Source organism: Streptomyces sp. bgisy027 (assembly GCF_057710365.1).
On the sequence record NZ_JBYIVZ010000005.1, the window covers coordinates 57,536 to 70,649 of the forward strand.

The 13,114-nt window shown below is 71.2% G+C and carries 12 protein-coding genes; 5 read left to right on the forward strand and 7 right to left on the reverse strand.

What is annotated here, in order from left to right:
- Nucleotides 1–81 precede the first annotated feature (81 nt).
- Entirely contained in the window at nt 82–987 is a 906-nt protein-coding gene (locus AC3ETA_RS06960) for a LysR substrate-binding domain-containing protein (RefSeq protein WP_432191909.1), read from the forward strand.
- A 221-nt stretch (nt 988–1,208) separates the two neighbouring features.
- Nucleotides 1,209–2,075, forward strand: coding sequence for a 3-hydroxybutyryl-CoA dehydrogenase (locus AC3ETA_RS06965; RefSeq protein WP_432191910.1), 867 nt, complete (start codon nt 1,209–1,211; stop codon nt 2,073–2,075).
- 61 nt (nt 2,076–2,136) lie between these two features.
- Here AC3ETA_RS06965 and AC3ETA_RS06970 read toward each other — a convergent pair whose 3' ends face one another.
- The gene (locus AC3ETA_RS06970) at nt 2,137–3,087 is read right to left on the reverse strand and encodes an AraC-like ligand-binding domain-containing protein (protein WP_432191911.1); all 951 of its coding nucleotides are present in this window, start codon (nt 3,085–3,087) and stop codon (nt 2,137–2,139) included.
- A gap of 309 nt (nt 3,088–3,396) precedes the next feature.
- On the opposite strand from AC3ETA_RS06970, the gene AC3ETA_RS06975 reads away from it, so the two are divergent.
- Both AC3ETA_RS06975 and AC3ETA_RS06980 read left to right on the forward strand, forming a co-directional pair.
- Nucleotides 3,397–4,578 carry an acyl-CoA dehydrogenase family protein gene (locus AC3ETA_RS06975; RefSeq protein ID WP_432191912.1) on the forward strand — a complete coding sequence of 394 codons (1,182 nt, stop codon included), beginning with the start codon at nt 3,397–3,399 and terminating at the stop codon, nt 4,576–4,578.
- Nucleotides 4,575–5,069 carry a flavin reductase family protein gene (locus AC3ETA_RS06980; protein ID WP_432191913.1) on the forward strand — a complete coding sequence of 165 codons (495 nt, stop codon included), beginning with the start codon at nt 4,575–4,577 and terminating at the stop codon, nt 5,067–5,069. The genes AC3ETA_RS06975 and AC3ETA_RS06980 overlap by 4 nt, the downstream gene beginning before the upstream one ends.
- Nucleotides 5,070–5,198: 129 nt before the next feature.
- On the opposite strand, the gene AC3ETA_RS06985 is transcribed toward AC3ETA_RS06980, so the two are convergent.
- The 6 genes from AC3ETA_RS06985 to AC3ETA_RS07010 form a co-directional block, all read right to left on the reverse strand.
- Nucleotides 5,199–5,807, reverse strand: coding sequence for a hypothetical protein (locus tag AC3ETA_RS06985; RefSeq protein WP_432191914.1), 609 nt, complete (start codon nt 5,805–5,807; stop codon nt 5,199–5,201).
- A 132-nt stretch (nt 5,808–5,939) separates the two neighbouring features.
- The gene (locus AC3ETA_RS06990) at nt 5,940–6,902 is read right to left on the reverse strand and encodes an electron transfer flavoprotein subunit alpha/FixB family protein (protein ID WP_432191915.1); all 963 of its coding nucleotides are present in this window, start codon (nt 6,900–6,902) and stop codon (nt 5,940–5,942) included.
- A 27-nt stretch (nt 6,903–6,929) separates the two neighbouring features.
- On the reverse strand, nt 6,930–7,721 hold the full coding sequence (locus AC3ETA_RS06995; RefSeq protein WP_432191916.1) for an electron transfer flavoprotein subunit beta/FixA family protein: 792 nt from the start codon (nt 7,719–7,721) through the stop codon (nt 6,930–6,932).
- 26 nt (nt 7,722–7,747) lie between these two features.
- Entirely contained in the window at nt 7,748–8,923 is a 1,176-nt protein-coding gene (locus AC3ETA_RS07000) for an acyl-CoA dehydrogenase family protein (RefSeq protein WP_432191917.1), read from the reverse strand.
- Nucleotides 8,924–8,954: 31 nt separating this feature from the next.
- On the reverse strand, nt 8,955–10,136 hold the full coding sequence (locus tag AC3ETA_RS07005) for a CaiB/BaiF CoA transferase family protein (protein WP_432191918.1): 1,182 nt from the start codon (nt 10,134–10,136) through the stop codon (nt 8,955–8,957).
- Between the two features lie 35 nt (nt 10,137–10,171).
- The gene (locus tag AC3ETA_RS07010; protein ID WP_432191919.1) at nt 10,172–10,519 is read right to left on the reverse strand and encodes a Zn-ribbon domain-containing OB-fold protein; all 348 of its coding nucleotides are present in this window, start codon (nt 10,517–10,519) and stop codon (nt 10,172–10,174) included.
- 334 nt (nt 10,520–10,853) lie between these two features.
- Here AC3ETA_RS07010 and AC3ETA_RS07015 point away from each other — a divergent pair, with 334 nt between their 5' ends.
- Complete coding sequence (locus AC3ETA_RS07015; protein WP_432191920.1) at nt 10,854–13,019, forward strand: ATP-binding SpoIIE family protein phosphatase; 2,166 nt, start codon at nt 10,854–10,856, stop codon at nt 13,017–13,019.
- The last annotated feature ends 95 nt before the right edge of the window (nt 13,020–13,114 follow it).

Here is a 13,114-nt window from a genome sequence, read left to right on the forward strand (position 1 = left end):
CGGATCCCTCATACTCGCCCCGCGGCGGCCCTGTTCTGCCCTGACACCGCCGCGGGGTGTTCCCACAGGACGGAGGAACCGATGGAACTGCGCTGGCTGGAGTCGTTCGTCGTGGTCGCGGAGGAACTGCACTTCGCCCGGGCCTCCGACCGACTGCATCTCGCGCCGTCGGCGCTCAGCGCCCAGATCAGGGCGCTGGAGTCACACCTGGGCGTACGGCTCATCGACCGCGGACGGCGCACCCGCCCGGCCCTGACCGGCGCCGGAGCACTGTTCCTCGAAGAGGCGCGGCTGACCCTCGCGCAGGCCGCCCGGGCCGAGGCGGTGGGCCGGCGGGCCGGGCGCGGGGAGTTGGGGCACGCCCAGATCGCGTACGTCGCCTCGGCCGCGTTCTCCGGCGTACTGACCGACGTCCTCACCCGCTGCGCGGCCGCCGGCACCGAACTGACCGTGCAGGTACGCGAGTTGGAAACACCGGCCCAGTTGGAGGCGCTGGCCTGCGGGGACATCGACGTCGGCTTCCTGCGCTGGCGGCCGGAATACCCACCCGAGGTCACCGCCACCTGCCTGCTCACCGAGCGGGTCGTCCTGGCCCTGCCGGCCGGCGCGCCGCTGGCGGCGTACGAGGCTATACCGGCGGCCATGCTGCGCGACGAGAACTTCGTGGCCCCGCACTTCGACGAGGAGTACGGCTGCCGCGACCAGATCACCGAAGTGGCGGAGCAGGGAGGTTTCAGCCCGCGGTGCGCTCCCGCGGTACGGGACTTCATCGCCGCGCTGACCCTGGTGGGCGGCGGTATGGCGGTGGCCCTGGTCCCGGATTCGCTGCGCCGCGTACAGATCCCGGGGGTGGCCTACCGTCCGCTGGCGGACGTGGCACTGGCCACCCGGCTGGTCGGCGCCTACCGCAGGGGCGAGACCTCACCCGCGGTGCGCGCCGTGATCCGTCGGCTGCGGGAGGCCGCCGCCGCCACGGCCACCGCCTGAGACACCGATCCGCGGCAGGCGTCCGGCACGAGCCCGACGCCCCGTCGTCATGCCTGCTTCCGGGCTCCGGCCGGCATCGTACCGACGCATGTTTGTACGCGGATGACGCACTGTCCAAGCAGGTCAGAGGGGGTGCACCCGGCCTACGCTCGACACGGCAGCACACACCGTGGCGGCGCCGGTCGAACCGCCGCCCGACGGAGGGACAGGCGGAGAAGCGCATGACAATGATCAAGCACGTGGGTGTCGTGGGCGCCGGCCAGATGGGCCGGGGCATCACCGAGGTCTGCGCCAGGGCGGGGCTGCACGTCACGTTGTGCGACGTGACCGAGGACCGGGCACGGGCAGGACTGGCGGGCGTGGCGGACTCCCTGGTGAAGGCGGAGGAGCGCGGTGCCCTCGCGCCCGACGACCGGGCACACGCCCTGGCCGGAATCTCCGTCACGGACGACCTCGCCCGCCTGTCCGGGGCGGACCTGGTCATCGAGGCCGCCGTCGAGGACGAGCGGGCCAAGACGGCGCTGTTCCGGCAACTCGGCGAGGTGGTCACGGATCCGGCGGCCGTACTGGCCAGCAACACCTCCTCGATTCCCATCGCCCGGCTCGCCGCCGCGGCCGGACGTCCGGACACGGTGGTCGGCCTGCACTTCTTCAACCCGGTCCCCGTCATGCCGCTGGTCGAGGTCATCCCCTCGCTGCACACCTCGAAGGCGACGGAGCTGCGGGTGCGTGCCTTCGCGGGCGAGATCCTGGGAAAGAAGACGATCGTCGCGCAGGACCGCGCCGGCTTCGTGGTGAACTCCCTGCTGATTCCCTACCTGTTGGCGGCCGTGCGCATGGTCGGCTCCGGTACGGCGACGGCGGCGGACATCGACACCGGGATGACCGCCGGTTGCGCGCACCCCATGGGGCCGCTGAGCCTCGCCGACCTCATCGGCCTGGACACGGTGGCGGCGATAGGCGAGGCCCTGTACGAGGAGTACCGGGAACCGCTGTACGCCCCTCCCCCGCTGCTGCGCCGCATGGTCGAATCGGGCCTGCTGGGCCGCAAGTCGGGAGAGGGCTTCTTCCGCTATCGGTCCGCCTGACGGCACATCGGAAATCTTACAAAACCGGTTACTTCACTCCTGATGCGCACACCGGCCGACGTCAAGGACGCGCCGTGCGCGCCTCCCGGGGACTCATGCCGTACGCCGCCTTGAAGGCGTGGCTGAAGTGGGCCGGGTCGGCGAAGCCCCAGCGCCCGCCGATGGCACCGACCGGTAGGTGGTCCAGGGCCGGATCGGTGAGCTCGCGCCGACAGCGGGCGAGGCGCTGTTCCCGGATCCAGCCCGAGACCGTGTACCCCTGCGCCGCCAGCAACTTGTACAGGTAGCGGCGGGAGATGCGGTGGGCAGCCGCGATCCCCTCGGGGCTCAGCCCGGGGTCGGCAAGCCGCTGCTCCATGTAGAGGAGGACGCGCTCGGTGAGCGGGCCCGGTCCTGCCTCTTCGGTGGTCCGGTCCGCGTCGGCGTGCTCCGCGAGCAGGGTGCCGATCAGGTCGACCACGTTGTCGGCGAGGCGGGGCGTGCCGCGGGACTCCAGGTGCTCCATCTGCCGCGCCAGCCCGTGCAGAAGAGGCAGTACCACCTGACCGAGGCCGTCGTGGCAGGGCACCGGAGTCGCCGTCACGCGCACCAGATCACGCTCCGCCAACGGCAGCATGGCCCGCGGGAACATCAGCACGAGGCCGGTGTGGGACTGGTGGAGGTCGTAGGTGAACGGGCGGCGCGTGTCGTAGACGACCAGTTCACCCGGCCCCACGTGTGCCTGGCGGTCGCGCTGGGTCAATACGCCCTGCCCGGTGAGCTGCACGGTGAGCTGGAAGAAATCGGGGGCGTCGGAGGCGATATGCCGGCGGGTGCGCGCGATGCTGTGCGGTGCGGCCGAGATGACCGACATCTGGACCTGGCCGACCTGTACGGCATGCAGTGATCCGCTGAAGTCGGCGCTCTCGCGCGGCAGGACCTCCAGGGGTACGAGGTTCCGGCTGACGGCGTCCCGCCAGCACTCCAGTCTGTCGGTGGCCGTGCCGTCGCTCGGCGTCGTGATCCGGGGCATGCGGCCCTCCTCCCGGCGCGTCCGGCCCCCGAGGAACGGGCTCGGACGGCACTCCTGGCGAGGAATGGTAAGTCTCTCCGGGCGATCCGCAACCGGCTCCGGGCACGTGTTCTCAGCCACGCAACTTACCGGTGCTCCCGGACACAAGCAGGACCCTCGCCCCGCCCCACATCATGCGAGCAGTGACCGGGCGTTCCGTCGCCAGCGCACCTCAAGGGCCGTACTCCGCAAGCCGTTTGAGACGCCCTCCTCCATCAGCCATACGCGGTTCCGATGCACAAGGACCGCACGCATGCACAAGGACCGATCATGACGACATTGCTTGAGTCCACCTCGTCCCGCGGCCAGGAATCCGACCACGGCGTGCTCCGCCGCGTCCGGGCGTACCTGCCCGAGATCGCGGCACGTGCCGCCGAGGCCGAGGCAGCCCGGGCCGTTCCGGCGGAGATCATCGCCGCTCTGCGCCAGGCCGGTGCGTTCCGGATGAGCCTGCCCGGGGCCTGGGGCGGTGAGCAGTTGGACCTGGTGGAGAGCGCCCGCGTGGTCCGGGAGCTCTCGCGGGCCGACGGCTCGACCGGCTGGACCGTCCAGGCGGCCTCGATGGCCTGGTTCTTCGTACGGTCGCTGCCCCGGGAGACGCTGGAGAAGGAGGTGTTCGGCGACGGCGCCGACGTGATGCTCCGTGGGGCGATAGCCCCGAAGGGCAGGGCGGCCGCGGTGAAAGGCGGCTACCGCCTGAGCGGGCGCTGGCCGCTGGCCAGTGGCTCGTTCACCCCGGACTGGATGCTCGCGGGCTTCGTGGTCGAGGGCGCGTCCCCGCTGCCGGACGGCCGCCCGGAGATGCGGGTCGCGCTGGTCCGCCCGGAGCAGGCCGCGTTCCTCGACACCTGGGACGCGGTGGGCCTGCGGGCCACGCAGAGCACGGACTTCACGATGGACGACGTCTTCGTGCCCGAGCGCTTCACGGGGCCGCTGGTGGGCGACAACAACATCCCCGCCCCCTTCTACGGCCTGCCGTACACCGCCACCGGCGCCTCCCACGACGCCGTGGTCATCGGCTGCCTGGAGGGCGCGCTCGACGACCTCGCCGAACTGGCCGCGACCAAGCGGCCGGCGTTCAACCCCGGGGTCGTCATCGGTGAGGACCCGGTGTTCCAGGAGAAGTTCGCCGAACTGCACCTGCGCACCGCGGCCCTGAACGCCCTGCTGGAACAGACCGGCCGCGTCGTCATGGACCGGGCGCTCGCGCGTGAGGAGCCCACCCCGGTGGAGTGGTTCGCCTACACCGGCGGCCACCAGCACATCCACCACGAGGGCAGCCGCATCCTCAACGAGATCATGACGCTGTCGGGCAGCTCGGGGCTCTACAGCTCCCATCCGCTGCAGCGCCGCTGGCGCGACGTCCGCTGCGTCGCCCAGCACGTGGCGGGCAACAACGGCTCGCTGCGGAAGCTGGGCGCGATTCTCTCGGGTCAGGAGGACGTCCGATGAGCCCGCTCGCGACGACACCGACCGATCCTGTCGTGCTACGCCAGGCGTTCGGCTGCTTCCCGTCCGGGGTGACGGCTCTGTGCGCGCTGGATTCCGGTACGCCGGTGGGCATGGCCGCGAGCACGTTCACCCCGGTCTCCCTCGAGCCGGCTCTCGTGTCGGTCTGCGTCCAGGACACCTCGTCGACCTGGCCGCGGCTGCGGAATCAGGGCCGCCTGGGCCTGAGCGTCCTGGCCGAGGGACAGGATCTGGTCTGCCGTTCGCTGGCCGCCAGGAACGGCGATCGGTTCGCGGACGTCGGCTGGGAAGCCGGCGACGACGGCAGTGTGTACGTAAACGGTGCGAGCCTCTGGCTGGACTGCTCGGTCCACTCCGAGTTCCAAGGCGGCGACCACACGATCGTCCTGCTGGAGATCCACGGCCTGAAGGCCGAACCCGACCGGGCGCCGTTGGTGTTCCACCGCAGCCGGTTCCGGCGGCTGGCGGCGTGATGAGCCGGTAGCGGCGCGGAGGGCCCAGCCCTGCATGGTCGCCGCACGCCGACATGCCTGGCGTCGAGGACCACAGCATCGGCTTCGTCGAGGCCGCCGAGCGACGGCACGGCCACGTTGAAGACCCGGCTAGAACAGGATGCTCGCGGTCAGGTCGGGCGGGAGAGAAGGCTTCGCGTCCGGCAGGGCCGCAGGCGGAGGTGGCAGGAGCGAGGTCGGGCGTGCGGACGGGCGTAGGCCGAACAGCGAACCGGCGGCCTCCGCGAGCGCCCCCGCGCAACGCGTCGATGCCTCCTCCGGCACAGTCATCCGCCGCAGTGCCCCGGCGAGCGCGTCCTCCACCAGCGCCAGTTGTCTCGACAGCTCGCCCGGCCGGCCCAGGCGGCTGCCGTCGGCCAGGTCGGTCAGCAGCTCTTGGGCCTTCTGCTGTACGACGGCCAACGCCTCCCACCCCCGTGGCTGCCGCCCCGGCCGGAGGCCCTCGGTCCCGGCGCCGGGCAGGCCGAGGGCTTGGCGGATCCGATCGCCGGCACGGGCGTGCCAGAGCGTCAGCTCACCGGGCCGATCGGCCTGGAGGCCGGCAAGGACGACGAGCAGGGCCGATGCGCCCAGCGGCCAGTCACCGATGCCACCCGTCCCTCCCCCGGTCGGATGACCGGGTTGGAGGAAGGGGCGCAGCGATTCGAGGTGCTGTGCGGCGAGTTCGGCCGCGGACTGGCAGGCGTGCTCGGTGGGCACGGGTACATCACCGCTTCGTCGAGGTGTTGTCGGTCCGGAGGGGAAGGGCTCGGGCTGCGACGCCCTTCAGCAGGCTTCCTGGGCGAGCGACTTGATGCCGGGCAAGGTGGCTTCGATGCTCGTTCCACCGTGTCAGCTCTCCGCGCGGCGGGTGGTCACTTCCTCGGTCAGCCGGGGAGCCACGGCGAACAGATCGCCCACCACGCCGTAGTCGGCGAGGGCGAGAATCGGCGCCTCGGGGTCCTTGTTGACCGCGACGATCGTCTTGGAGGTCTGCATCCCGGCGAGGTGCTGGATGGCCCCGGAGATGCCCAGGGCGACGTAGAGCTGAGGAGAGACGGACTTGCCGGTCTGACCGACCTGGTACTGGTGCGGGTAGTAGCCGGCGTCCACCGCGGCGCGCGAGGCGCCCACCGCTCCGCCCAGGGCGTCGGCCAGTTCCTCGACCACCTTGAAGCCGTCCGCTCCTCCGACGCCACGTCCGCCGGAGACGACGACGCTCGCCTCGGTGAGTTCGGGACGGTCACCCGCGAGCGCGGCGCGACGGGCGGTGATGCGGGCGGATGCCGCGGGGTCGACCGGCGGCAGGGCGAGTTCCCGCTCCGCCGCCTCCACAGGATGCTCCTCCGGCTCGACGGAGCCTGGCCGAACGGCGATCACCGGCAGGCCGTGGGTGACCTGTGAGCGCACGGTGCAGGAGCCGCCGAAGACGATTTGGGTGACCTCCCCGGAGGAGTCGAGGTCGACCGCGTCGATCAGCAGACCGGCGTCCAGCCGCGCGGCGAGACGCCCGGCCACCTCCTTGCCGTCCGTCGTCGCGGAGACGAGAACGGCGGCGGAGGCTTCCCGGACCGCCAGTTCCAGGGCATCGACGGCCGGAGTGACGAGGAACTCCTCGGCTTCGGTGGATTCGGCCGAGTAGACGCGGGTGGCGCCGTGGCGTGCGAGGGAGTCCTTGAGGCGGGCCGCCGTACCCGGGCTTCCCACCACCACGGCGGCCGGGTCACCCAACCGCCTTGCGGCAGCGAGGAGTTCGTAGGTGGACTTGTGGACACGTTCCCCGTCGTGGTCGACGAGGACGAGGACGTCGGGCATGGGTGCCTGCTTCCCGGTCTGGGCGGTTCAGACGAGCTTCTGGGCGATCAGGTAGTCGACGAGCTGCCGGCCTGCCGAGCCGTCGTCCGTGACCCGGATTCCGGCTGCCCGCGCCGGACGCGGCACGGCCGCCACGACGCGGGTGCGGGTCACGAGGAACCCGGCGCCGTCCGCGTCGGGGAAGTCGGGGAACAGGTCGTCGAGGTCGACCGTGTCCACCGACTTCTTCTTGGCGGCCATGATCCCCTTGAAGGAGGGGTAGCGCGGTTCGTTGATCTTCTCGGTAACGCTGACCAGCGCGGGAAGCGGTGCGTCGAGCGTCACCTCGCCGTTCTCGGTCTCGCGCTCCGCGCGCACCCGTCCCGCGTCCACGGTCAGCTCCCGGACGTGCGTCAGTTGCGGCACGCCGAGCAGGTCCGCGACGACAGCGGGCACCGCGCTCGCCTGTCCGTCGGTCGTCGCGTCGCCCGCGAGGACCAGGTCGACGTCCGCCACGGTCCGTACGGCGGCTGCCAGCACCTTCGCGGTGGTCACGATGTCGGCGCCCTGGAGCCGGTCGTCGCAGATGTGGATGCCGCGGTCGGCGCCCATCGCGAGGACCTTGCGGATGGCGTCGAGCGCGGATTCGGGCCCCATGGACACTACGGTGACCTCGGCGCCCACCGCCTCCTTGAGGGTCAGGGCCTCCTCTGCGGCGCGCTCGTTGATCTCGTCCAGGACGAGATCGGCGTCCTCGCGGTCAAGGGTGTGATCGGTCTCGGACAGGGTGCGCTCGGCAGCGGTGTCCGGGACCTGCTTGACGAGTACGACGATGTTCACGGTCGCCTTCCTTCGGTCTCGGGTGGTCAGCGGAACGCCGGGTAGCCGGTGATCGCCTGACCGACGACCAGCGTGTGCATCTCGTTGGTGCCTTCGTAAGTGAGCACCGATTCCAGGTTGTTGGCGTGGCGCAGCGGCGAGTACTCCAGGGAGATGCCATTGGCCCCGAGGACGGTGCGGCACTCCCGCGCGATCGCGATCGCCTCACGTACGTTGTTCAGCTTGCCGACGCTGATCTGCTCGGGCCTGATGCGGTGCTGGTCCTTGAGGCGGCCGAGGTGCAGGGCGAGGAGGGCCGCGCCGCCCAGGGACACGGTCATGTCGGCGAGTTTCTTCTGGGTGAGCTGGAAGGCGCTGACCGGCTTGCCGAACTGCACCCGCGAGTCGGCGTAGTCGATGGCCGTCTGCAAGCTGTCGCGGGCCGCGCCGACAACGCCGAACAGGATGCCGAAGCGGGCCTCGTTCAGGCAGGACAGCGGTCCGCGCAGGCCCTCGGCGTGCGGCAGCCGCGCCGAGTCGGGCAGCCGTACGTTGTCGAAGTACAGCTCGGAGGTGATGGACGCGCGCAGCGACATCTTCTGCTTGATGTCCTGGGTGGTGAAGCCCGGTGTGCCGCGCGGCACGAGGAAGCCCCGGATGCCGTCCTCGGTCTGCGCCCAGACGGTGGCCACATCGGCGATGCCGCCGTTGGTGATCCACATCTTGGAGCCGTTCAGGATCCAGTCGCCGCCGTCGCGCACGGCCCGGGTGCGCATGCCGGCCGGGTCGCTGCCGAAGTCGGGCTCGGTCAGGCCGAAGCAACCGATCGCCTCACCGGCGGCAAGCTGGGGCAGCCACTGAAGCTTCTGCTCCTCCGAACCCCACTTCCAGATGGAGAACATCGACAGAGAGCCCTGAACGGAGACGAAGCTGCGGAAACCGGAGTCCGCTGCCTCCAGCTCCAGACAGGCCAGGCCGTAGGACACGGCGTTGGTGCCGGCGCAGCCGTAGCCTTCGAGGTGCATGCCGAGCACCCCCAACTTGCCGAGTTCCAGGGCGAGTTCGCGGGCGAAGTGGGCGTTCTCGAACCACTCACCGACGTGCGGGCGCACCCGGTCGTCGAGGAACTTGGCGACGGTGGCCTGGATCTCGCGTTCCTCGTCGGTGAGGACGGAGGCGATGTCGAGCAGGTCGAGGGGATCCTTCAGCGGCTTGCCGCTCATGTCGGGCTCCTTGATTGTCGGTATGGGGAAATCAGGTGGTCGGATCGGTCTCGGCCGCGGAGAGGATCTGCGTGCTGTGCCGGCCCAGGCCGGGCGGGGGCAGCCGGTACTGCGCGGGTGTGCGGCTCAGCGCGATGGGGTGCGCGACCTGGCGGGAGGGCCGGCCCTCCTCCCCGTCGGCGGGGATGTCGACGGTGCCGGGAAGGCCGAGCCTCTGCGCGTAGGCGAATGCCTCATCGAGCGTGTTGACCGGCCCGGCGGGCACGCCGGCGGCCAGCAGGACGGTCGACCAGCGGTCGGCGCCCTCGGCACTTAGCCGCTTGGTCAGGATGTCCCGCAGTTCGGCACGGTGGGCGACCCGGTCGGCATTGGTGCGGAAGCGGTCGTCGAGCGCGAGGGCGGGATCGCCCACGGCCTCGGCGAGCGCCGCGAACTGCCGGTCGTTGCCCACCGCGAGGGCGAGCGGACGATCGGCGGTGGGGAGTGTCTCGTACGGGGCGATGCTCGGATGCGCGTTGCCCATGCGGCCCGGCACCACACCCGCCACAGCGAACGCGGACGCCTGGTTGACCATCGCGGACAGCAGCGAGCCGAGCAGGTTCACCTCCACCCGCTGCCCCTCTCCGGTGGCATCGCGGTGCCGGAGGGCGGCAAGGATGCCGAGCGAGGCGTGCAGGCCGGTGATCACATCGACCAGGGCCACGCCCGCCTTCACCGGCTCCCCGTCCGCGGTCCCGGTCACGCTCATCAGGCCGCCGACGGCCTGCACCAGCAGGTCGTATCCGGGGATCGCGGCACCCGCCCCGCTGCCGAAGCCGCTGATCGAGCAGTAGATCAACTCCGGGTGCCGGGCGCGGAGCTCCTCATGCCCCAGGCCCAGCCGCTCCATCGTGCCGGGACGGAAGTTCTCCACCACCACGTCGCACTCGGCGACCAGGGCGCGGGCCTGTTCGCGGCAGGCCTCCGTGGTCAGGTCCAGGACGACCGACCTCTTGTTCCGGTTGACGCTCAGGAAATAGGTTGACGCGCCGTCGCTGTCCGCAGGTGGGTGCCAGGCCCGGGTCTCGTCCCCGGTGCCCGGCCGCTCGACCTTGATCACGTCGGCGCCGAGATCGCCGAGGAGCATGGTGGCGTAGGGCCCGGCGAGGACCCGGGAGAAGTCGGCGATGCGCAGGCCGTCCAGCGCGCCTCGCCCTTGGGGTGGGGTGCTCACGCACCCTCCTCTCTGATCGTCCCGCCCGGATCCGGTCACCACCAGCGCTCCAACGCCGGTGCCGGGTGGAGGAGTTCGACGACGGGAAGGCCCTCGCCGTGGGAGTCGACCCCTCGTACGACGGTCACCCGCGCGCCCACCGCCACCACGACCGGCGCCGTCCCTGTGACCTGGCAGAGCAGATTGAAGCCCTCGTCCATCGCGACGAACCACATGTTGTGCTGAGCGTGGCCGTTGCGGCGTACTACGACTCCGGTACCCGCGCCGCGTTCCCGGCTGAAGGCCCTGGAACCGCAGGCACGGCAGCTCGAGCGCCGGTAGGCCGGAGTGCCGCACCAGCGGCAGCGCTGGAAGAAGAGTTCGCGGGTTTCTGTCTGGAGCATCGCGGCCTCCTGCACGCAGTTCGGTGACCGGAAACACGTGATCGGAATCCGATGTCCCCTTCACCCTGGCTCTGCCGAAGAGCGCCGGTCAACGACATGCTGACGCATCTTTGTGCGCGGAAAACGTTCCGTCCGCCGAGGTCGGAACGGGTGTCCCGGCGCTACGCTCGGCGCACCGCCCGGCTCGTCGCGGGCACCGGTCATGGCCGTGGCAGCCGGCACGAACGCCACCGGCGGAAGCACCGGCAGAGCCTCCGTGGACGTACCGGTCGATGCGAAAGCGGTGGCATTGCGGTATAGCCTCGAACAAGGGGATCGGCCCTCTGGAGCGGCGATGAGAGACGAGGGAAATCTCGCGAGAGCGGTCGGCCCCATGACGGCTCTCAGCGCCGAGGACCGGATGCTCGCCGCCACGCTGCAGCACGCAGTGCACGAGCTTCAGGCGACCACCGGCACCGCTATGGTCCCGCTGGAGGACGGGCGGACGCTCGCCAACGTCATCGTGGTGGGTGACCCCATGTCGGTCTTCACCGTGGCGGACCGCCACCCGGTGGACGACGACCGGTACACCGGAGCCGTCGCCTACCGCACCGGCCGCCAGTGCGTCCGCGTCCGCAGTGAGACACCCAGCGGTGTCCGCCCGGTCATGCCGTTCCCGTACGCGATAGTCGCCACCCCGTTGACCGACGACGAGGGGCGGGCCTTCGGGGTCATCGTGCTGGTGTGGGCCGATCCGGTCGGCTGGGCGGCCAAATCGGCCAGGGTGCGGCACCGCTGCCGGAGCCTCACGGCCGAGCTGTCCCGTGCCCTGCTGCGGCGGGGCGGCCTGCCCCCTGGGCGGCACTTCCCCGAGGTACCGAGATTCATCCTGGCTCCCCCCTCGGGAGAGGACGCCGTGCTCGAGTCGGTGAGTCTGTCGCTCGTCCACCAGATCGGCCGGCTCGCCGCCGAACTCAGCCAGGCCCCCGGCCTCCGCGACGTCGTCGAGACGGCGATCGCACGGATCATGGAACCCTTCGGAGCCCGGTGCCTCGCCATCTCGGTCGTGGACGCAGGACGACCACGGCTGCTCGGCTACGCGGGATCCGGCCCCGCCCTCGCGGCGCGGCTCGTGCGCGCCTCGACGGGCACGCTGGAAGAGGAGGCGTCCACCGGCGCGGGACCGCCCCCGGAGCGGCCGCTCTTCTTCGAGGCCGTGGACACGGACGAACCGATCGCGGCCTACTGCCTGCTCCCCCTGGCGACGGACGACCACGGCGCCGGAACGCTCGCCCTGGGCTTCGACCACCGCCGTACCTTCAGGGCGGAGGAACGAGCCGCCCTGGCCACGGTGGCACAGCTCCTCGCCCAGTCCATCGGACGGGCACGGCAGTTCGAGACCGAACGCAGGCTGGCCCAGGAACTGCAACAGGGCCTCCTGCCCGCCGCCCTTCCCCAGCACGGGGAGGTGGACATCGCGGCCCGTTACGTCACGCCGACGACCGGTACCGTCGGCGGCGACTGGTACGACGTGGTCAACCTCCCCGACGGCGGCATCGGCCTGGTCGTCGGGGACGTCGAGGGCCACACCCCCCGTGCGGCCGCGCTCATGGGACAGATCCGCAGCGCCGTCCGCGCCTACGCCACCGAAGGCCATCGCCCGGCGGACGTACTCACCCGCACCAACCGGCTCCTTGTGGGCCTCGGCACCGACCTGCTCGCCACCTGCTGCTGCGTGTGGCTGGACCCGGAAGCCGAATCCGTCGAAGTGTCGTCCGCAGGCCACCCGGCACCGCTGCTCGGCCACCCCGGCCGGCGTTTCACGACCCCCGAACTGCCCGTGGGAACACCGCTGGGCGTCCGCCCCGACACGTGCTACGGCTCGGGACGCGCCCCGCTCCACGAGGGAACCGTCCTGGTCCTCTACACGGACGGACTGGTGCGCTCACGTTCGGTCCCGCTCGATCACGGCGTCGAGGCGCTGCATGCGCACCTCGCGGCCCCCGGCGACCTCAGGCTGGAGGTGCTGGCCGACCGCGTCCTCGACATCACGGGCGCCGGCGACCTACGGGACGACGACGCGGTTCTGCTGATCGCCCAGTTCCTGGGCCTGGGCGCCGACCGGCGCCAGCGGGTGGCCCGGACGTCCGTCGAGCGCCACGACCTCCGTGCGGTCGCCGACGTCCGCGGCTTCCTGCGCACGCAGGCACGGGCGTGGAACTGGGAAGCCGTCTCCTCCGACCTGGAGCTGGCCGTCACCGAACTGGTCACCAACGGCCTGGTGCACGCGGACAGCGAGGTCGAGATCCGGCTCCGTGAATACGCCGACCGGCTACGCGTGGACGTACGCGACTCCGATCCACGGCCACCACTACCGGCACCCGTCCTCGCCTCGGGCGAGCCGGACAGCGAATCGGAACACGGCCGCGGACTCCTCATCGTCGACGCCCTGGCCTCCTCCTGGGGCAACTCCCCCAGCGGCCGCGGCAAATCGGTCTGGTTCGAACTGACCAGACCCTGACCCCTGCCCCGGCAGCGACGGACTCCCCCCGTGCACAAACCCGCAGGCGCGCTCGAACTGAGCCACCAGGGCCTGGTCCCATACCGGCTGCCACA